The sequence below is a fragment of the Planktothrix sp. FACHB-1365 genome, from assembly GCF_014697575.1.
Taxonomy (GTDB): Bacteria; Cyanobacteriota; Cyanobacteriia; order Cyanobacteriales; family Microcoleaceae; genus Planktothrix.
The window spans coordinates 47,207-66,744 of sequence record NZ_JACJSC010000023.1 but is presented as its reverse complement, the minus strand read 5'-3'; the positions used below and the strand labels follow the sequence as shown (position 1 = coordinate 66,744).

Annotated in this window: 18 protein-coding genes; 12 read left to right on the top strand and 6 right to left on the bottom strand. The window is 39.9% G+C overall.

Annotated elements, in window-relative coordinates; translation table 11 throughout:
- Nucleotides 1-492: 492 nt before the first annotated feature.
- The 4 genes from cax to H6G57_RS20830 all read left to right on the top strand — a co-directional run bounded on the left by cax (nt 493) and on the right by H6G57_RS20830 (nt 6,556).
- Nucleotides 493-1,608: a calcium/proton exchanger gene (gene cax, locus H6G57_RS20845; protein WP_190521999.1), complete on the top strand. Its 1,116-nt coding sequence runs from the start codon at nt 493-495 to the stop codon at nt 1,606-1,608.
- Nucleotides 1,609-1,960: 352 nt separating this feature from the next.
- A complete protein-coding gene (locus H6G57_RS20840; RefSeq protein ID WP_190521998.1) occupies nt 1,961-4,015 on the top strand; it encodes a protein kinase in 2,055 nt (684 codons plus the stop codon).
- Nucleotides 4,016-4,029: 14 nt separating this feature from the next.
- Complete coding sequence (locus H6G57_RS20835) at nt 4,030-4,812, top strand: HAD hydrolase family protein (RefSeq protein ID WP_190521996.1); 783 nt, start codon at nt 4,030-4,032, stop codon at nt 4,810-4,812.
- Between the two features lie 97 nt (nt 4,813-4,909).
- Nucleotides 4,910-6,556 carry a serine/threonine-protein kinase gene (locus tag H6G57_RS20830; protein WP_190521994.1) on the top strand — a complete coding sequence of 549 codons (1,647 nt, stop codon included), beginning with the start codon at nt 4,910-4,912 and terminating at the stop codon, nt 6,554-6,556.
- A gap of 57 nt (nt 6,557-6,613) precedes the next feature.
- On the opposite strand, the gene H6G57_RS20825 is transcribed toward H6G57_RS20830, so the two are convergent.
- Together H6G57_RS20825 and miaB are read right to left on the bottom strand one after the other, a co-directional pair.
- Complete coding sequence (locus H6G57_RS20825; protein ID WP_190521992.1) at nt 6,614-7,168, bottom strand: hypothetical protein; 555 nt, start codon at nt 7,166-7,168, stop codon at nt 6,614-6,616.
- Entirely contained in the window at nt 7,165-8,523 is a 1,359-nt protein-coding gene (gene miaB / locus H6G57_RS20820) for a tRNA (N6-isopentenyl adenosine(37)-C2)-methylthiotransferase MiaB (protein ID WP_190521990.1), read from the bottom strand. Before miaB ends, H6G57_RS20825 begins: the two co-directional genes overlap by 4 nt.
- A gap of 106 nt (nt 8,524-8,629) precedes the next feature.
- On the opposite strand from miaB, the gene H6G57_RS20815 reads away from it, so the two are divergent.
- Genes H6G57_RS20815 through H6G57_RS20805 form a run of 3 tightly spaced genes read left to right on the top strand, consistent with a single transcriptional unit; the run spans nt 8,630 to nt 9,643 of the window.
- On the top strand, nt 8,630-8,797 hold the full coding sequence (locus H6G57_RS20815; RefSeq protein WP_190521988.1) for a hypothetical protein: 168 nt from the start codon (nt 8,630-8,632) through the stop codon (nt 8,795-8,797).
- Nucleotides 8,798-8,855: 58 nt separating this feature from the next.
- Nucleotides 8,856-9,152, top strand: a complete 297-nt coding sequence (locus tag H6G57_RS20810) for a UPF0175 family protein (protein WP_309235994.1) — start codon at nt 8,856-8,858, stop codon at nt 9,150-9,152.
- On the top strand, nt 9,149-9,643 hold the full coding sequence (locus H6G57_RS20805) for a DUF3368 domain-containing protein (protein ID WP_190521986.1): 495 nt from the start codon (nt 9,149-9,151) through the stop codon (nt 9,641-9,643). The genes H6G57_RS20810 and H6G57_RS20805 overlap by 4 nt, the downstream gene beginning before the upstream one ends.
- Before the next feature lie 107 nt (nt 9,644-9,750).
- Here the strand turns inward: H6G57_RS20805 and H6G57_RS20800 are convergent, their stop codons facing one another.
- The 3 genes from H6G57_RS20800 to H6G57_RS20790 form a co-directional block, all read right to left on the bottom strand.
- Complete coding sequence (locus H6G57_RS20800; RefSeq protein WP_190521984.1) at nt 9,751-10,515, bottom strand: Uma2 family endonuclease; 765 nt, start codon at nt 10,513-10,515, stop codon at nt 9,751-9,753.
- A gap of 118 nt (nt 10,516-10,633) precedes the next feature.
- The gene (locus H6G57_RS20795) at nt 10,634-12,547 is read right to left on the bottom strand and encodes a S9 family peptidase (protein ID WP_190521982.1); all 1,914 of its coding nucleotides are present in this window, start codon (nt 12,545-12,547) and stop codon (nt 10,634-10,636) included.
- Between the two features lie 189 nt (nt 12,548-12,736).
- Nucleotides 12,737-13,405, bottom strand: a complete 669-nt coding sequence (locus tag H6G57_RS20790) for a Uma2 family endonuclease (RefSeq protein WP_190521980.1) — start codon at nt 13,403-13,405, stop codon at nt 12,737-12,739.
- Nucleotides 13,406-13,542: 137 nt separating this feature from the next.
- Here H6G57_RS20790 and H6G57_RS20785 point away from each other — a divergent pair, with 137 nt between their 5' ends.
- Nucleotides 13,543-13,728: a hypothetical protein gene (locus tag H6G57_RS20785; protein WP_190521978.1), complete on the top strand. Its 186-nt coding sequence runs from the start codon at nt 13,543-13,545 to the stop codon at nt 13,726-13,728.
- A gap of 203 nt (nt 13,729-13,931) precedes the next feature.
- Here H6G57_RS20785 and H6G57_RS20780 read toward each other — a convergent pair whose 3' ends face one another.
- Nucleotides 13,932-15,254 carry a D-alanyl-D-alanine carboxypeptidase gene (locus H6G57_RS20780; RefSeq protein ID WP_190521975.1) on the bottom strand — a complete coding sequence of 441 codons (1,323 nt, stop codon included), beginning with the start codon at nt 15,252-15,254 and terminating at the stop codon, nt 13,932-13,934.
- 188 nt (nt 15,255-15,442) lie between these two features.
- On the opposite strand from H6G57_RS20780, the gene plsX reads away from it, so the two are divergent.
- The 4 genes from plsX to H6G57_RS20760 all read left to right on the top strand — a co-directional run bounded on the left by plsX (nt 15,443) and on the right by H6G57_RS20760 (nt 19,527).
- A complete protein-coding gene (gene plsX, locus H6G57_RS20775; RefSeq protein ID WP_190521973.1) occupies nt 15,443-16,486 on the top strand; it encodes a phosphate acyltransferase PlsX in 1,044 nt (347 codons plus the stop codon).
- A 125-nt stretch (nt 16,487-16,611) separates the two neighbouring features.
- Nucleotides 16,612-17,604, top strand: a complete 993-nt coding sequence (locus H6G57_RS20770) for a beta-ketoacyl-ACP synthase III (protein WP_190521971.1) — start codon at nt 16,612-16,614, stop codon at nt 17,602-17,604.
- Between the two features lie 72 nt (nt 17,605-17,676).
- A complete protein-coding gene (fabD, locus tag H6G57_RS20765) occupies nt 17,677-18,537 on the top strand; it encodes an ACP S-malonyltransferase (RefSeq protein ID WP_190521969.1) in 861 nt (286 codons plus the stop codon).
- A 153-nt stretch (nt 18,538-18,690) separates the two neighbouring features.
- Entirely contained in the window at nt 18,691-19,527 is an 837-nt protein-coding gene (locus H6G57_RS20760) for an alpha/beta fold hydrolase (RefSeq protein WP_242049046.1), read from the top strand.
- Nucleotides 19,528-19,538 lie beyond the last annotated feature (11 nt).

Genomic DNA, 19,538 nt, shown 5'->3' with positions numbered 1-19,538 from the left:
AGCGGTTTAAGGGATGATCAAAGTCTTTTCATCGGTGTTAATTCCGTACAATTTGAAGAGATAGTTCTGAAATTTTAGGATAAAATTTTTGACTGCTGTGATTGTATGATAATGAAAATTCCAAGGTCTGGCAAGTTAAGTTAAAAAAGTTAATATTTGTTTATATCGCTTTGCAGTACACCGGAGTATTGTTATTCTTTCTATGATGGATTGAGCTTAATTTTAAACCCTCCCTAGGAAATAGGTTTTTCAGGGATAAATTAAGAGTCAGATCACAGCAAAGAACAAATTATCCTGTAAATCTATGAATTGAACGGATGAGAAGTTGATCCCTATTGTTCAATCCTCCTAATGTTTGCAAATCCTGACTTTTCTCCTACATTAGGGTATAAATCCTATTAACAAGGGCTGGTGGTAATCTCAAAAACGGCTTACTCTAAATTCTCAACTGCCAAATTCCAGTCTTGTATGCCCATATTGGTGATAAATTCCATGTTAAATACCAAAACCTTACTGTCAACACTCTTAATTTTTGTTCCGATTTCCATCGCGGCGCACTTTTTCGAGTGGGGATCAACAATTGTATTTATTACCTCAGCCTTAGCGATTATTCCCTTAGCGGGTTGGATGGGAACCGCGACCGAAGAGATCGCCGTTGTCCTTGGCCCTAATTTAGGGGGGTTGTTAAACGCGACCTTTGGTAATGCCACTGAATTAATTATTGGAATTGTAGCCCTCAATGCTGGATTAGTGGATGTGGTGAAATCCAGTTTAGTGGGATCAATTATGGGAAACCTGCTGTTAGTCATGGGGTTATCCATGTTTTTAGGGGGTTTACGCTTCAAAGAACAACAATTCCAGCCCGTAATTGCCCGTTTAAATGCCTCCGCCATGAATTTAGCCGTAATTGCCATTTTAGTGCCAACGGCCGTGGACGCGACCTCCATCGGCATTCAGGAACCCACGATGCAAACCCTCTCGGCGGCGGTTGCCATTGTTTTGATTACGGTTTATATCCTCACCCTGCTGTTTTCCATGAAAACCCACTCCTATCTATATGATGTGGGAGTGGCTGAAAACGATGCAGATGGACAAATCACCCCAGAAGAAGCCGGACATGAAGCGGAAAAGGTCAATTTAAAGCTGTGGATTGGTATTTTGCTGCTCGCGACACTGACAGTCGCCCTCGAGTCGGAATTATTAGTCGGTACTTTGGAGGAAGCGACCTCTAGCCTGGGACTCACCGCCCTATTTACCGGGGTGATTTTAGTACCCATTATTGGAAACGCCGCCGAACACGCCACGGCCGTTACCGTTGCCATGAAAGATAAAATGGATTTATCCGTCTCCGTTGCCTTGGGGTCTAGTTTGCAAATTGCTTTATTTGTCGCCCCAGTCTTAGTGTTAGCTGGATGGATATTAGGCAAACCAATGGATTTGAATTTTAATCCCTTTGAATTAATCGCCGTTGCGGTCTCTGTATTAATTGCCAACTCCGTCAGTTCCGATGGTCGTTCTGATTGGCTGGAGGGGGTTTTACTCTTGGCTGCTTATACGGTACTGGGGATTGCGTTTTACTTCCATCCGATTATTGAAGGAATTGGTTGATTTAATCCTAAGCCACTACCTGTGTAGGGGATGGATCACTGAATACTTCGTTTCCCTGTTATAGTGGAATTAGTCTAAGGACATTCATACAGAAGACAGGAAACGGGATATAGAAGGAAAAAAGGGTAGAGGAGCCGGGGAGCAGGAAGGATATCAGGACAAGGATCTCACAAAGGGGGCAAGGAGATAAGGGGATCGGGGGAAATTAATTAAACCCGAAACTCGAAACCTCAAACCCGAAACCCAATATCCGAAACCTCACCCCCCACACCCCACACCCCATCACCTTCTAACTCCTGACTCCTGACTCCTGGCTCCTGACTCTGCAACCTAGATCTGGGTTCTCGCTTCTGTGAGTTATTGCCTTAATCCTAAGTGCCCAAATCCAACTGATTCAGCAAACGAGAATCGGCGCATTTGTTGTCAATGCGGTTCAGATCTTTTGCTGGAGGGGCGATATCGTGTGATCAAACAACTTGGCGGTGGCGGTTTTGGCAAAACCTTTGAAATTGATGATCAAGGAAAATGTAAAGTTCTTAAGGTTTTATTAAAAAACCACCCCAAAGCTGTCACTCTGTTTAAGCAAGAAGCCAAGGTTTTAAGCCATCTGAACCATCCGGGTATTCCTAAAGTTGATCCTGATGGATACTTCACCTATACTCCCAAAGGAACTGAAGAAACCCTCCATTGTTTGGTTATGGAAAAAATTGAGGGTTTAAATTTACAGGATTGGATGAAGGAACGGAAAAAGGAACCCATCAGCCAAGAACAGGCGATGGAATGGTTAAAACAACTGGCGGAAATTTTAGATCAAGTTCATAATTTGCAATACTTCCATCGGGATATTAAGCCTCAAAATATTATGAGGAAACCCAATGGACAGTTAGTTTTAATTGATTTTGGAACGGCGCGAGAAGTTTCAGGCACCTATTTAGCCAAGGTAGAACAGGGGCAAAATGTGACGGGTATTGTTTCCCCTGGATATACGCCCCCAGAACAAATGAATGGGAAAGCCGTCCCTCAATCTGATTTTTTTGCCCTAGGGCGAACTTTTATTTATTTATTAACCGGAAAACCCCCCACTGCTTATCCCGAAAATCCTCGAACTGGAAAGTTATTGTGGCGTAAAGGGGCTCCTAATATTTCGGATCAATTGGCGGCGCTGATTGATTATTTAATGGCGACTTTTCCCGGTAATCGCCCCCAAAATCCACAGATGATTTTGCAATGTTTGGCAGAGGTTGATCTGAATCAATCTGCCAATAATAAGAATAATACGTCTGAATCTAAAGATACTACTGGTTCTAAACGTCAACGCTCTAAACGGGAGCAGATCAATGCCACCCAAAGTACAGGTTTTAATTTTTCTGCCCCTAACATTACACTCCCTAAAATTCCGGTTAAATATTTATGGGTTTTAGGCACTTCTTTACTCATATTTGGGGGGATTTATACTCAAATTGATGGCTATGTCCGCTATGGATTCATTCCGGCTAATCCGATTTTAATTTTAAAAAGTTTACCGAGTAGTATTTTTTTAGAGGACTACAAACGAGCCGTTGGTCAGGTTTATGCGGCGGTGATTAGTCCTAATAATCAGACCTTAGCGGTGGGAAGTTTTGGAGCGATTAGAATTTGGGATTTAAAAACAGATGCTCCACCCCGTACAATTGCAGCCCATTCCAGTTGGGTGAAAGCTTTAGCCATTAGTCCAGACGGTAAAATTTTAGCCAGTGGTAGTAATGATAAAACCATTCGTCTGTGGGATTTGAAGGACGGAAATCGAATCCGAACCATTGAAGGTCATACTGAAGCGGTCAATGCGATCGCTTTTAGTCCTAATGGTCAGATTTTAGCCAGTGGTAGTGACGATCAAACCATTCGCCTCTGGGGTTCAGAAACGGGATCTCGACTATTAACCATTGCGGGTCATGAAGGGGCTATTAATACCTTAGCTTTTAGTCCTGATGGTCAAACTTTAGTCAGTGGCGGAACAGACCGCTTGATTCGATTTTGGAATCTACAAACCGGGACTCGCAAACGCAGCATATCCGGTCATGAAGGAACTATTAACGCCCTAGTTTATAGTCCCGATGGCAAAACTTTAATTAGTGCTAGTGATGATGGCACAATTCGGTTATGGAATCCCAATACTGGGGAACAAAAAGCAGTCTGGAAAGCGAATAATAATCCTGTCAAATCTTTAGCAATTACCAAGGATGGTAAAACCCTTCTCAGTGGCGGTGATAATGTGGTGGTTTGGGATCTCAAAACTGGGAAAAAACTGGCAACATTATGGGGCCATGCTAAACCCATTAATGCTTTGGCTGTGAGTTCCAATGGTCAAATTGTAGTCAGTGGTAGTGAAGATAAAACGATTAAAATTTGGCAAATGCCTTTAAAATAGGGAGGATTCGGTTCATGTCTTTAATACCATTGACGGAAGCGATACAAACAAATGCACTTCAGCATATTCGTTTGATCGCAACGGATATCGATGGAACCTTAACAAAAAACGGAAAATTTACAACGAATTTATTACAAGCTTTATCTCAATTAAAACAAGCTAAAATCCCCATAATTTTAATTACAGGACGTTCTGCGGGATGGGTTCAAGCACTTAAACATTATCTTCCGGTAAGCGGTGCGATCGCCGAAAATGGCGGATTATTTTATCCTTTTGAATTTGATCAGCCTCAATTTTTAATTTCCTTAAATTCCCTCTCCCAACATCGTCAAAACTTAGCTCAAGCGTTTCAAATTCTCCAAGTCCAATATCCTAACCTACAAGCCTCCGCCGATAATTTTTTTCGGTTTACAGATTGGACATTTGAGATTCAAAATATTAGTTTATCGGAAATTCAACTGTTAACAGAACTTTGTGAAGAATTAGGCTGGGGATTTACCTATAGCACCGTTCAAGGTCATATTAAACCCAAAACCCAAGATAAAGCTACAGGATTATTAAAAGTAATTCAGCAATATTGGTCAGACTTAACCCCTGAACAAATTCTCACCATTGGCGATAGTCCCAATGATCAAACTTTATTTAATTCTGAGTTATTTCCTCAATCCGTTGGAGTTGCTAATATCTTAGACTATAGTGATCAATTAACCCATAAACCCCGTTATGTAACCGCAGGTTCAGAAGTGGAAGGGTTTTGTGAAATTGTTAATATTTTTTATCCTTTCTTAGTGCCTTAGTGCCTTTGTGGTTCCTTCAAAAATCTATAACTAATTTTATGATCAGTTGTGCTATTATCGGCTCAACAATACTTTCTCCCCTCCCCCTACCCCTGCGATGAGTTACTGTGTGACCGTAGGATGTTCTCACCCAGAAAATCCCAACTTAGCCGAATATTGTCAAGGTTGTGGTCAATTCCTATTACTTCAAAACCGTTATCTCGCTATAAAACCTTTAAGCAGAGGCGGTTTTGGCAGAACCTTTTTAGCAATTGATCAACAAATTCCTTCCCATCCCTATTGTGTCATTAAACAATTTCTATTTCTATATGAAAACCCCAAGGATTATGAAACCGCCGCCAAATTATTTCGTCAAGAAGCAGTGCGTTTAGATGAATTGGGAAAACACCCTCAAATCCCTCAACTTTTAGCTCATTTTGAACAAAATCAACAATTGTTTATTGTGCAAGAATATATTGAGGGAAAAACTTTATTTGATGAATTAAAAGAAAGCGGATTATTTCAAGAAAAAAAAATCTGGCAAGTTTTAAAACAAATTCTTCCTGTTTTACAATTTATTCATGAACACAATATTATTCATCGAGATATTAAACCTGCTAATTTGATGCGGCGGTGTTCTCTCTCTCCTGCTTATGAAAAATCCTTCGATCCTGATGAAGATTTAACCCAAAGTCCTCCAACTCTGAAAATGGGAGAACAAGAACAGGCTCAAATTAGTATAAAACTAAAACAGCAGATTTCAAATATTATATATGAGAATAATTTTCAAAATAAAGTTAACCCAAATATAGAAACAGGTGATATTGTTTTAATTGATTTTGGCGTAGCAAAAGTGTTAACGGGAACTGCTTTACTCCAGAGTGGAACAATTATTGGAACGCCAGAATTTATGGCTCCTGAACAAACCAGAGGAAATGTTTATCCCGCGAGTGATTTGTATAGTTTAGGGGTTACTTGTTTATATTTAATCACAGGAATTTCCCCAGGGAATTTATATGATGAGCATAATGAAAAATGGAATTGGCGCAATTATTTAACACCTAAACAAATTATTAGCGATCGCTTAGAAACCGTATTAAATCGATTAACTTCTCCCGCTCTTAGTCAGCGCTATAAATCGGCTGAAGAAGCCTTAAAAGCAATTGAATCTTTTGAAAGTTCTGTAAATCTTGCAGTTAAACCTGTTATTCCGCTTAAAAAGACATCTCAAAAGCTTCGCCAGACTCCTCCTACAACGCCTAATTTATTAGATCGAATTAAACAGAATTTTGGCTATCAGCCATTAAATGATCCTTTAAAATCCGCCGTTGGTGTTGATTATACTAAACTACAAACTCTCTTAGCTCAAAAACGGTGGAAACAAGCGGATCAAGAAACCTGGCTTGTGTTGTGTGCAGCACTCAAAAAATCGAAAAAAGCCTACATACACGCCAAGGATTTAGAAAATTTACCCTGTGAAGATTTAAAAACTATTAATCATCTCTGGGTAAAATATAGTAATGGACGGTTTGGGTTTAGTATTCAAAATCAAATTTATCAACAAACTGAAAGAGATTATGGAGAATTTTGTCAGCAAGTGGGATGGTTAACTTATAATCCCCATGATCCTGATTATGGTATTGAATATAAAACCTCTGCTTCTATCGGACATTTACCCACCCGCAATTGGATTATTGCTACCGGAAAATGGTGGCAACATTTAGAAATATTAGCAGAAAAAATAGAAAGTTGTAAAATTAGATAAAAACCCGGTTTCTTAAAGAAACCGGGTTTTTGAGAAACCGGGTTTTTGTGGTATATTTTATTGAGGAGCAATGGGTTGTACAAAGCGTTGATTTGCTCGAACAAAACAGTCAGAAGGTGCGCCTGTTTCATCGGTTTTTTCAACATAAATCCAAGGTTGTTGTTTCGTATCGTAAACCACGCCAAATCCCGCAGGGCCTAAATTAATTTCAAAATCCTGTCCGGGTTTTAATTGTCCGACTACAGGCCAATTTTCAATATTTAATTGGGTTTTATCACTGGGATTTTCTAATTTTTCATAAGTGGTATTTCCTAACATCCGACAATCAATTCCTTGAGCCTTGGGGTTTGTAGCTTCCCAGGAGGAATGAGGCGATCGCTGATAATCTCCATTCGCCTGCGGTTGGGGTAATTGTACGGGATTTTTCTCTGTTTCCCCAGTATTTAAGGGAACTTCTGGTAACTCCCAATAATAATCTACAGTCTGCTCCGCTTGAGAGGTTGGGGAATTAGAGGAGGTTTGACAGGCGATCGCACTCACTCCCATTCCCGTTACAACTAACCCCAAACCCAAGGATAAAATCGCCGTTCTCAACTCATTTTTAGCGGTCATACAGGTATACACAACTCAACAGGTTCTCCAGTTAGACTAAAGGGTCTTACCTGGGTTATTTTCACTTTCACCTGTTGACCTTTTAATTCCGCTAAATTTCCAGAGAAAAACGTTAAACGATTTCCCCGTGTCCGTCCCATAACTTGAGAAGGATCTTTAGAATTTGTTCCCTCAACTAACACTTCTTCAATTCTGTTAAAATAACGTTGTGAACGTTCAGCCGCCTTAACAGAAACTAAGCGATTTAATCGTTGTAAACGATCAGCTTTGACCTCCTCACTCAGTTGATTTTCCCACAACGCCGCCGGAGTTCCAGGACGAGGAGAATAAGCTGCGGTATTTAACAAATCAAAGCCAATATCATCTACTAATTTTAATGTATTTTCAAATTGTTCCTCGGTTTCCCCTGGAAATCCTACAATCGCATCTGCACTAATAGAAGCATCCGGCATATACTCCCGAATTGTATTAATAATTCGGCGATATTTTTCATGAGTATAACCCCGTGCCATTGCCTTTAAAAGCTGATTATCTCCCGATTGAAACGGGATGTGAAAATGTTCACAAACTTTCGGTAATTCCGCACAAGCTCGAATCAATCTTTCGGTAAAATAACGGGGGTGACTGGTAGCAAAGCGAATCCGTTCAATACCGGGTACATCATGAATAAAATATAATAAATCCGTGAAGTTATATAAATGCCGACCTTCAGGAGTTGAACCGGGTAAATCACGACCATAGGCATCAATATTTTGCCCTAATAATGTGATTTCTTTATAACCCAAACGAGCTAATTCTTCAATTTCAGCACGAATAGCTTCTGGGGTGCGAGATTGTTCAATGCCGCGCACATTAGGAACTACACAATAGGTGCAACGTTCATTACAACCATAAATCACATTAACCCACGCCGTCACATCACTATCTCGACGAGGTTTTGTAATATCTTCGATGATTTCTATGGGTTCTGTGGCAACAATTTGATTGCCATCAAACACCTGTTCTAATAAGTCTTGTAAACGGTTGGCGTGTTGTGGCCCCATAACTAAATCGATTTCAGGAACCCGACGCAGCAAGGTTTCCCCTTCCTGTTGAGCAACACATCCGGCGACAATAATCGTTAAATCCGGTTCTTCTTGCTTGCGTTTGGCTTGTCTTCCTAAATAGGAATAAACCTTTTGTTCGGCATTATCTCGAATCGTACAAGTATTATAAAGAATCACATTAGCATCGTTGGGATCTTCGGTAAAATCAAATCCCATTTCTTCTAAAACACCCGCCATGCGTTCCGAGTCGGCTTTATTCATCTGACAGCCGAAAGTTGTAATATGGTAACGTCGAGAATTTGTAGTCATCGAATTTCAGAAGTATCCTATTTCTGTAGAAAGGTTAATTCAATCTTTCTCCATCGTTTATTATAATTCATTTTGTCTGTTTTTGTGATCTTTACGGTTCAGAACGATGAAACCCAAACACATTGTATATACTTTAGCCCTTGTTTCAATTATCGGCTCGTTTTTGTTAACAACTCAAAATCCAGCGTTAGAATTATCGTTTTTAATGGGATTTTTATTAGCAATTTTAACCAAAGGAATCAGAAAACGGCGTTCTGTATCTAAAGATATTTAAAAATTATGTCTGAAACTGAAAATGATGCTGAATTTGGAAAAATTATCACAAATTCAATATGCTCGCTTATAATAAAATTATACCATCAATCATTTTAGGTACAACCCTGATGAGTGTTCTGATTCCTGATGATATCCTCCGAGCCACAAAGATGACTGAGGATGAATTGAAGTTAGAGATTGCTATTTTGCTATATCAGCAAGAAAAAATTAGTAGTGGTAAAGCTCGGACTTGGACTAAGCTAAGTGTGATTGAGTTTCAACATGAACTTGCTAAAAGAGGTTTGTGTATCAATTATGACGTAGAGGATTTTGAAGCAGATATAAAAACATTGCAATCAATAGGGTTATTGTGATTGTTGTTAGCGATACTTCACCTATTACCAATTTAGCAGCAATTGGGCAATTAGAATTGCTGGAAAAACTTTATACTCGTGTACTCATTCCCACAGCCGTTTATAATGAAATGGTAGGAGTTGAATCTCTAGTTCCTGGTGCTGTAGAAGTTCAAACATTACCTTGGATTGTCACTCAATCTGTTATCAATTCTGAGCGAGTAACAGAAATATTAGAAAGCCAAGAAAATATTGATTTAGGTGAAGCTGAAGCGATTGTACTGAGTTTAGAATTAAGTGCAGACCTTTTATTAATGGATGAACGCCGAGGTAGATTATTAGCAGCAGAATATAGGTTAAAAGTAACAGGTTTACTAGGAGTATTACTACAAGCTAAAAGAAATGGTTTTGTCTTAAATCTTAAACCACTTCTTGACCAATTAATCGACCAAGCTGACTTTCGAGTTAGTCACGAGTTATACACAACTATTTTGCAAGCAGCAGGTGAATAAATTACTCATAAAAAAATTATGAAAACCTCTAAAAACGTTGTCTATAGTTAACTAAGTTTTAGAGATTTTCATTGAAGCACTTTTGACTCTAAAAACATAATTTAGAGTTAAATTTCTCCCCTATCTAAACCTAAAGCTTCAGCAATTTGTTCATTTGTTAACCCCATTTCTCGTAACCGAGGAATCGCGTTGCGTCGAGATTGTTCTGCACGTTCAGCCCTTAAATGTTCCTTTTCAGCCCGTTCTTTTCCAGTGGGAATAATACCCCCTTTATCATCACACCACCGTAACCAAAGCTCCTGTTTTTCTTCATAAATTCCCGACCAAAGTGTTAATCCTAAACCAATGGGTTCTAACCAAAAGATAGATTGAGTTTCAATTTCCGTTGGTGCTAACGCTTGATAATTTCCTTCCCGTAAAACATAAACTCGTAATAAAATATCGCCTAATTGTTGTAACGGGTCAAAAACGGCATAATAAGTTACCCGCATTCGAGCATAATCGATTAACTTCCGACCGAGTTCATTTCCTTCTTGATTAGAAACAATTTCAATCACCACATCAGGTGGTTTACCAAACTCCCAAATAAAATAGGTACGATTTCGTTTTTCTCGAAAATCTGGCGGGACTTCAACATCTAAAGATAAAAATACATCCGGTACAATAGGAGGATGACGAATTGCATAGAAAATCCCCACATTTGCATCGGCTAAAAAGGTTGAATTTTCTCCTGTTCTTTGCCAAGAACTATATAAACATTCAACTAATAAACGCTGTAATTTTGCAGATAGAAAATTATCCACAGGAGTATCATCCTCGGTAATAACTTCTGTTAAATCAATTGTTGGAGGTTGAATCGGTGTGACAGACATAATGGCTGATGATATCTGTTTATACACTATTATACAATATTTTTAAAAGGGCGTGTTTTTTTGTTTAATTTTTAATTAATTTAGTAGGGATGGGCGAAGCCCATCCTACATTTAGGGTTTATTTTGCAGGTTCAAAATTGAAGACTCTGGCATAAAAATTAAACTCACCGTCGATGGCGCGTTTAATATTTTCTGCTTTTCTAAAACCGTGTTGTTCTCCTTCAAATAAAACGTATTCTACGGGAACACCTTTTGCTTTTAATGCTGCTACCATCATTTCGGCTTGGTTAGGAGGAACAATTTTATCCTCTGACCCTTGAAAAAATATCACCGGACAAGATAATTTTTCAACAGAATAAATCGGAGAACGCTGTTGATAAATGGCTTTTTCTTCAGGATAAGCCCCTATTAATTTATCCAAATAACGGGATTCAAATTTATGGGTATCCGTTGCTAAAGCTTCTAAATCACTAACTCCATAATAACTTGCCCCCGCCTTAAATACATCCTTAAAAGTTAAGGCACATAAAGTGGTATAACCGCCTGCACTTCCTCCCGCAATTGCCATCCGATTTCCATCAACTAAACCCTGTTCAGCGAGATATTTTGCCCCATTACAACAATCATCAACATCCACAATTCCCCAACTTTTATTTAAGCGTTGACGGTACTCCCGTCCGTAACCTGTACTTCCCCCATAATTAACATCTAAAACTGCAAAACCTCGACTTGTCCAATATTGATTTTTTAAGCTCAAACTACTAGAGGTTGCCGCCGTTGGCCCTCCATGACTTTTTACCACTAAAGGCGGTTTTTCTGCTTCTGAAGCTTGATAATCTTTGTTTTGAGGTGGATAGAAAAATCCATAAGCCGTTTTACCATTTTCTGTGGGGAATTCTATCGGTTGAGGTACGGATAAATAGCCTTTATCCAGTACAATTTGGCTAGAACGTCTTAATACTTCTAATTCTCTGGTGTCTAAATTGAGTTTGACAATAGCACTGCTTTCTGTGGGAGAACTGCCAATAAATAAGACTTGATTTCCAGAAACGGTTAAGGAATCAATAGCCGTATAGGGAGTGTCAATATCCTGTAATTGCAGAGTTTTAGTATCCAAACTTGCTAGATAGGAATTTCCATTTTTACTGTAGGTACAAATTATCTTTTCAGCAGAACTAAACCCATAAGTTGACATTCCAAATACCCACAGGGGTAAACCAAATTCTGCCGCCATTGGATATAATGTTTCTACTTTTCCAGTATAGCGATATAAGTTCCACCAATTCGAGCGATCGCTAACAAAATATAATACCCCATCCGGCGACCATTGGGGTTGAAAAATTGATTCTTCTGTTCCTCCCGCAATTAAGATTTTTTCTCCTAAAGAACCCTCGGAATTAACATCAGCAACCCATAATTCTGTACCATCCCAAGGCATATTTGGATGATTCCATGAAATCCAAGATAATTTGTTACCATCGGGGCTTAAACGGGGAAAGGCATAAAAATCATTACCCTCGACTAAAACCCGAATATCGTCACTATTATTCAGATTAATACTAACAATTGTATTAACAGGTTCTCCCCCTTTAGTATGATCTTCTCGAACACAAATTAATCGTTGATTTTGGGTATCAATTACCCCATCTGCATAACGATAGTCTCCTTCTGGAGTAATAGGGTTGGGAGTAATTTGATAGGGGGTATTTTCTCCTTGAATTTTCTGTTGATAAAGGCGTTGATCAACAAAATTTGAAAAATAAACGTTTCCTTGATAAACTGTATAAGAACTCCCACCATATTCATGAACACGAGTTCTGGCATTAAAGGGTTGAGGTGTGACATCATTTAATTGATTATCAGGAGTCAAACGAACAATCACACTGCGTCCTGCTTCCGATGGACGACCTTCTATCCAATAAATATTATCCCCATCCCAATTTAACCCACCCAGTCCAACGGTTCCTTCTACCATTAAATCTGCGGTAATTGGAGATTTCCAAGACCCATAAGGTGCAGTTTTCTTACTCATCTTTTTCTCATCTCATTTTTGACAATATTAAAAATTTTAACACTTGTAGTGAGTCCTTTAGGACTCTGACTTTGAGGCGTGAACGCCTCACTACAAGGAAACTACAAATATTTACGAGTGTTACCGAATCCGTTGGGACGATTTTTTCGGTAAAATAGAGATCGCTTTACATCACCTTCTTTAATTTCTTTACTCAGATATCAACTGTTGAACAAAATCTTGATGCTCAACCGTTGCAATTCCCTGTTGTAAAATCGCTAAAACTTGAGCTAAATTTCCGGCTAATAAAGCTTGTTCATCTAACCATAACCCCGGAAATATTTCGCTTTTTATAATGCCTTCTGAATCTGCTAAAAGTTTAATATATTGTCCTTCTCTTAATCTAAACCAGTCTAATTGCTGTTCATACACTCGCCAAATTAAATATTCTTGGACTTGGTTACGACGATAAACCTTTAACTTTTGATGAGCATCAATAGAAGCACTGGAAGCAGCAATTTCAACAATTAATTCTGGCGCACCTTCAACATAATCATCTTCACTAATTGTAGATTGTCCCCCCTGTTCAATTCTTAATAAAGCATCCGGTTGAGGTTCATTATCTTGATCCAGACGAACTGTTGTATTATCCGCTAAACCGACTCCGGGTGTTGCTGCTTCATAAGTCCCCAACCAAGTCATAATAGAAGCATGGGGTTTTCCATGACTTTTGTAACGTAATGCAGCCGCCATATAGACAATTCCTTCAATTAATTCTGCTTTTTTAACATCAGACATTGTGGCACAACGACGTTCAAACTCAATCCGAGTTAATTGATCACCGTTTTCTAAGGGTAGAGTTGTTAAAGTGGATACCATATTATTAGAGCTTAACGTTTCTCATATAAACAAGTTTAGCATATTTTAGAAAAATCATTATTGCTTTTGATACAAAATTTAATTATTTTGGTATAATTAAATTGATTTAATTAGGTATAGATTAAAGCTATTTTACAATGAGTCCTCAACACAAAATTCCTCTTACTCCAGAAGCTAGAGAAAAATTAGTTAATTCTTTGCAAACTTCTAAAGGAGGATGGACAAGAAAAGACCTAGAAATAATAGGTGTAGATTGGCCTCCTCCGAGTGGATGGAAAGCTGCTTTTATCAAGTATGGTGAAAATTGGAAAAACTTTTTATAAATTTTTTATAGGAAGTTTATGAAAGAAATTAATCCTAATTTATTTACAGATGCTACCGAATACGTTAGGACGATTTTTCCCTCGTTTCTAGGTTCTACCTAGAAATGTTCTTAAAGAGGCTCTGCCTCCTGATATAATTTGAGGCAGAGCCTCAAAATTAGCATTCCAATGCAGAGCATTGGAACGAGGAAACGAGGAACAGTTTAGGAAGAAGGTGCAACGGTTTGGACTAAAATTTGATTCCGATTCGGATCACCAATACCCGGATGATGACTATCAATATGAGGTTGAATTAATTCCGGTAGAGTATTAGGAGAACCCCACTGACTTACCAATTGTTGTAATAATAAATCCTGATCGGCTCTTAACCCATCTAAATCTGTTCCGCGATTAATAATCGCAAACCAAACTAAACCGCGATCGCGAGTCGGTAAAACCCCGGCTAACGCACTAACATCCGATAACGTTCCGGTTTTCACTGGAGAATAAACCGGAATTTTTCGATCTTCTAAAGTTCCTTGGGTATCAATTCCTGAAATCGGAAATAAATCAGCAACGGTAATATTAGTCTGTTGTAAATATCGAGCTAAAGCCATAAACATTCCGACAACAGCCCTGGGAGAAATTTGATTTTCAGGTTCTAACCCCGAACCATTAATTAAGCGAATTTCATCGATAGAAACTCCTGCGGCTTGTGCTGCTAATTGCCTAACTCTAGCAGCCCCCCCAACATTAGCTGCTAAAATTTCAGCCATGAGATTATTACTATAAATATTCATTTGTTTAATAATTTCAGCTAAGGCTAAGGACTGATGACGGATAATTAATGTTGAATTAACGCCCCCCAATTGAGAAACAACCGTTCCCGCAATTACAACTTGAGGTTTAGCTGTTCCCGGTGTCATCCGAGAATGTTGATAGATAATTTCTTCATTCCAAGATGCTGAATTGAAGGCTTGTTTCAATAATTCACCCACCTTCAACGGATCAACTTCATAATTCATATAAAAATTGCCCGCAATGATTAAATTGCCAGCAACCCCGCGAATTCCCATTTGATTTAAAGTATTTCCTAATGCGATCGCTTCTTCCCAAATAAAAAACGGATCACCATTTCCGGTAATTACTAAATCTCCTTGTACCACACCGCCAACAATCGGCCCAGTGACCCCTATTAACGTCTCAAACCGATGTTCAGGACTCCAAACCTGGAGGGATGCCAAAGAGGTCGCCACCTTCGTTAGAGAAGCAGCAGGCAAGGGTGTTGTCCCCGAATTCTTCGCTAGGGGAACCCAACTGGACTGCACCCAGACCCCCTGGATATCCTTTGAAAGTCCCTTAGCTGATAACCGATTCAAATATTGCTGCACCACCGCTTCCGCAACCGGATCAGGCTGTTGAGGAAACACCACCTGCGATAACTCCGTTTCCAAATCCTCCAACACAGAGGCATTCAGTCCTTCCTGATTCACTCCTGCCATTTCCAGCCAAACACTCACTAATCCCGAACTAATAATATCAATCATATTTTTTAAGCACTAAAAAACATCAAACCCATACAAAACCAACCCAATACTAAAGAATAAAGGAAAAACTCTTCCCCATCTCCCCATCTCCCCATCTCCCCATCTCCCCATCTCCCCATCTCCCCCTCCCCTCTTTTAGACTTGGCAATCTTCCGGTAAAATTTTGAAGGTTTCTCTAACGTTGGTCAATGGGTTCAACTCGCGCACGAATTGCAATTGACGCTATGGGCGGAGATCATGCTCCGACCGAAATTGTTGCAGGGGCAATCATGGCCCAGGAAAAATGGGATGTGGAAGTCTTTTTGGTCGGAGATCCCGATCAAATTGAATCCGCCCTCAAACACCACTCTAGCAATTTGCCCCTGCCCCAAATTATTCCTGCTGAGGGAACGATCGAAATGCACGAAGAACCCTTGGGAGCATTAAAACGCAAACCCAAGGCTTCAATTAACGTGGCAATGAATTTAGTTAAGCAAAAAAAAGCGGATGCTGTCGTCTCGGCGGGTCATTCCGGTGCAGCAATGGCTTCAGCTTTGTTGCGTTTGGGACGCCTCCCCGGTATTGATCGCCCTGCTATCGGTGCTGTTTTGCCCACCATGAAGCTTGACTCTCCGGTTTTGGTGTTGGATGTGGGTGCGAATGTCGATTGTCGCCCCAAATTTTTAGAACAGTTTGCTGTGATGGGAACGATTTACAGTCGTTATGTTCTGGGAACGTCCCAACCCCAAGTGGGGTTACTCAATATTGGTGAAGAAGCCTGTAAAGGCAATGATCTGGCCATTCGCACCTATCAACTCCTAGAAAATCATCCTGAAATTGCCTTTGGTGGAAATGCTGAAGGGCGAGATGTTTTATCGGGAAAATTTGATGTCATTGTCTGCGATGGCTTTGTCGGGAATGTACTGTTGAAATTTGCTGAAGGGGTGGGAGAAGCCGTTTTACAAATGCTGAAGGAGGAATTAACCTCTGGATTACAGGCTAAATTAGGAACAAGTTTGCTCAAACCCAGTTTAATGCGGTTTAAACAACGGGTGGATCATGTTGAACATGGCGGTGCTTTACTCTTAGGGGTGGCGGGAGTCTGCATTATTAGTCATGGTTCCTCGAAAGGGCCAACGATTGCTAATGCGGTTCGTTTGGCAAAAGATGCCATCGATAACCAAGTGCTAGAACGCATTCAATCCCAATATCACCACCACCTTCAACCCGATGAAAAAGCTGTCAGTAGTTAATCCCAATTTGAAGGCAAAAGTAAAAAGTAAAATGGCAAAATGTTCTTGTTTTTACCTTTTACCTTTTACCTTTTTCCTCGTCACTGATTGCCTTCTTCAAGCTTATGACAAAGAACAGAGGTTAGATGACAATAACAGGCATTGCAATTACGGGCTGCGGATCGGCGACTCCCTCGGTTTTACTGGATAATCACGGACTGTCTCAACGGGTCGAAACGTCCGATGAATGGATTGCTTCTCGCACGGGAATTCAGCATCGGCGATTAGCTGATCCCCAGACTGGGTTAAGTACATTAGCAACATCGGCGGCTCAAGAGGCCATCGCCATGGCGAACCTTGACCCAGCCGCCATTGATTTAATTATCTTAGCGACATCAACGGCTGATGATTTGTTTGGGAGTGCTAGTTTAATTCAAGCTCAATTGGGTGCAACTAAAGCGGTCGCCTTTGATATGACTGCTGCTTGTTCGGGGTTTGTGTTTGGGTTAGTTACCGCCGCCCAATTTATTCGCACAGGGGCCTATCAAACTGTTCTTGTCATTGGTGCTGATGTTCTATCTCGTTGGGTTGATTGGTCAGATCGCAGAACCTGTATTTTATTTGGTGATGGGGCGGGAGCGGTGATTTTACAGGCTGATGAACAGGAGCATTTATTGGGATTTGAAATTAGAAGTGATGGCCGACAAAATCAATCTTTAAATTTATCCTATCAACCCCAACCGCAAGAAATATTACCGGGAATTACGATTGGTCAAGGAACCTATCATCCCATTACGATGAATGGTCAAGAAATCTATCGATTTGCGGTGAAAAAAGTTCCAGAAGTTATCGAAAAAGCATTATTTAGAGCAAATTTAACTGTTGATCAAATCGATTGGTTAATTCTACACCAAGCGAATCAACGCATCTTAGATGCTGTCGCAGAACGGTTAAATATTCCCTCAGAAAAAGTCATTAGTAATTTAGCAAAATATGGTAATACTTCGGCGGCTTCTATTCCTTTAGCGTTGGATGAAGCTGTTCGAGAGGGAAAAATTAAACTCGGCGATCGCATTGTTACATCTGGTTTTGGAGCCGGATTAACCTGGGGGGCTGCCGTGTTTGAATGGGGAAGATAATCAGTTGTAGGGGCGGGGTTTCCCCGCCCAGAATCAGTGTAAAAGTGAACAGTTAATCTTTAAAAAATAACAATGACAAAAACAGCATGGATTTTTCCGGGTCAGGGTTCGCAAAAAATTGGCATGGGAGCAGATTTATTTGAACAATCTGAACTTAAAGCACAATTAGAATTAGCAGAAAATATTCTGGGGTGGTCTGTTCCTGAAATTTGTAACCATCCAGAAGATAAAATTTCTAAAACTTTGTACACCCAACCCTGCTTATATGTGGTTGAAACTTTACTGGTGGATCGCTTAAAACAAGAAGGTCAATCTCCTGATTATGTGGCGGGTCATAGTTTAGGAGAATATGTGGCTTTATATGCGGCTGGAGTCTTTGATTTTGAAACAGGTTTAACGTTAGTTAAACGTCGGGCTGAATTAATGGATAGTGCAGATGGCGGACAAATGGCGGCGTTAATTGGGTTTAACTCCGAACAGTTACAAGAACAAATTCAACAAACAGACAATGTTGTTTTGGCGAATGATAATAGTGCCGCACAAGTTGTGATTTCAGGAACCCCGGAAGCCGTTGATCAAGTGTTAGCAAATATTAAAGTAAAACGAGCCGTTAAATTAAATGTTTCCGGTGCATTCCATTCTCCCTTAATGGCGGAAGCAGCTACAGAATTTCAACGAATTTTAGATGAAATTCCCTTTAACAATGCACAAGTTCCCGTCTTATCCAATGTTGACCCGACCCCCACAACGGATGCAACTTTGTTAAAACAACGCCTAACTCAACAAATGACAGGTTCTGTCCGATGGCGAGAAATTTGTTTACAATTATCAGCATTAGAAGTTCAACAAGTGGTGGAAATTGGCCCCGGAAACGTTCTCACGGGTTTAATGAAGCGGACTTGTCCTGAAATTGTGTCGCAAAATATAAGTTAATGGTTGACTGTTTACTATGTCCAGACGTGCCAAAAGCCTTACGGCATGGCTTCGCCAAGGCAGGTCTCTACTGACTGACTGAAACCTAACCTTAACATACTGTTAGCGGGCGGGGACGCCCGCTCCACGCTCCATACATCTGACACCTAAATTATGACTGTTTCTTCCTTAACACCATCCAGAGTTGCTGAAAACACCCTGCATTTTCTTCGACCAACTTCCCCTAGACCCGATTTACCATTATTTTTGTTTTTACCGGGAATGGATGGGACAGGGAAACTATTTACTGTTCAAATTCCCCGGTTGATGGATGCGTTTGAAATTCGGTGTTTAACCATTCCTAAAACGGATCAATCTGACTGGGAAACTTTAGCTTCAAAAACCATTGATTTAATTGATGCGGAACGTAAAGCTAATCCTAAACGTGAGATTTATTTATGTGGAGAATCCTTTGGGGGGTGTTTAGCTTTATTAGTTGCTATTGTAGCTCCTCAATGGTTTAGTCGTTTAATTTTAGTTAATCCCGCTTCATCTTTTAAACAACGACCTTGGTTAAGATGGGGTTCCTATTTAACTCAATGGCTTCCTGATTGGTTTTATCCGAGTTCGGTGATGGGTTTACTGCCCTTTTTAGCTTCTTTAGGACGCATTGAAACATCGGAACGTCAAGCCTTATTAACAGCTATGAATTCATTACCTCAACAAATTTCAGCTTGGCGATTAGAATTATTGCAAGCGTTTAAACCGAATGAAGCCCATCTTCGAGAAATTGATATTCCTGTTTTAGTCATTGCGAGTGGTGCGGATCGATTATTACCTTCTGTTTTAGAAGCCCAATATTTAACGAAAACCTTACCCCATTCTCAAATGGTGGTTTTACCCGATAGCGGTCATGCTTGTTTATTAGAAAATGATGTTGATTTATATGCGATTATTCAGGCTTATTCTGTATCTGAAGAAAGCGATCGCATCGTTCAATATCAGAGGTAATGGGAACCACG

Excerpts from the sequence above, each read along its gene's own strand:
- cax (WP_190521999.1), top strand. The coding sequence starts at position 493 with ATGTTAAATACCAAAACCTTACTGTCAACACTCTTAATTTTTGTTCCG.
- H6G57_RS20835 (WP_190521996.1), top strand. The coding sequence starts at position 4,030 with ATGTCTTTAATACCATTGACGGAAGCGATACAAACAAATGCACTTCAG.
- H6G57_RS20830 (WP_190521994.1), top strand. The coding sequence starts at position 4,910 with ATGAGTTACTGTGTGACCGTAGGATGTTCTCACCCAGAAAATCCCAAC.
- H6G57_RS20825 (WP_190521992.1), bottom strand. The coding sequence starts at position 7,168 with ATGACCGCTAAAAATGAGTTGAGAACGGCGATTTTATCCTTGGGTTTG.
- miaB (WP_190521990.1), bottom strand. The coding sequence starts at position 8,523 with ATGACTACAAATTCTCGACGTTACCATATTACAACTTTCGGCTGTCAG.
- H6G57_RS20815 (WP_190521988.1), top strand. The coding sequence starts at position 8,630 with ATGAAACCCAAACACATTGTATATACTTTAGCCCTTGTTTCAATTATC.
- H6G57_RS20810 (WP_309235994.1), top strand. The coding sequence starts at position 8,856 with ATGCTCGCTTATAATAAAATTATACCATCAATCATTTTAGGTACAACC.
- H6G57_RS20800 (WP_190521984.1), bottom strand. The coding sequence starts at position 10,515 with ATGTCTGTCACACCGATTCAACCTCCAACAATTGATTTAACAGAAGTT.
- H6G57_RS20795 (WP_190521982.1), bottom strand. The coding sequence starts at position 12,547 with ATGAGTAAGAAAACTGCACCTTATGGGTCTTGGAAATCTCCAATTACC.
- H6G57_RS20790 (WP_190521980.1), bottom strand. The coding sequence starts at position 13,405 with ATGGTATCCACTTTAACAACTCTACCCTTAGAAAACGGTGATCAATTA.
- H6G57_RS20785 (WP_190521978.1), top strand. The coding sequence starts at position 13,543 with ATGAGTCCTCAACACAAAATTCCTCTTACTCCAGAAGCTAGAGAAAAA.
- H6G57_RS20780 (WP_190521975.1), bottom strand. The coding sequence starts at position 15,254 with ATGATTGATATTATTAGTTCGGGATTAGTGAGTGTTTGGCTGGAAATG.
- plsX (WP_190521973.1), top strand. The coding sequence starts at position 15,443 with ATGGGTTCAACTCGCGCACGAATTGCAATTGACGCTATGGGCGGAGAT.
- H6G57_RS20770 (WP_190521971.1), top strand. The coding sequence starts at position 16,612 with ATGACAATAACAGGCATTGCAATTACGGGCTGCGGATCGGCGACTCCC.
- fabD (WP_190521969.1), top strand. The coding sequence starts at position 17,677 with ATGACAAAAACAGCATGGATTTTTCCGGGTCAGGGTTCGCAAAAAATT.
- H6G57_RS20760 (WP_242049046.1), top strand. The coding sequence starts at position 18,691 with ATGACTGTTTCTTCCTTAACACCATCCAGAGTTGCTGAAAACACCCTG.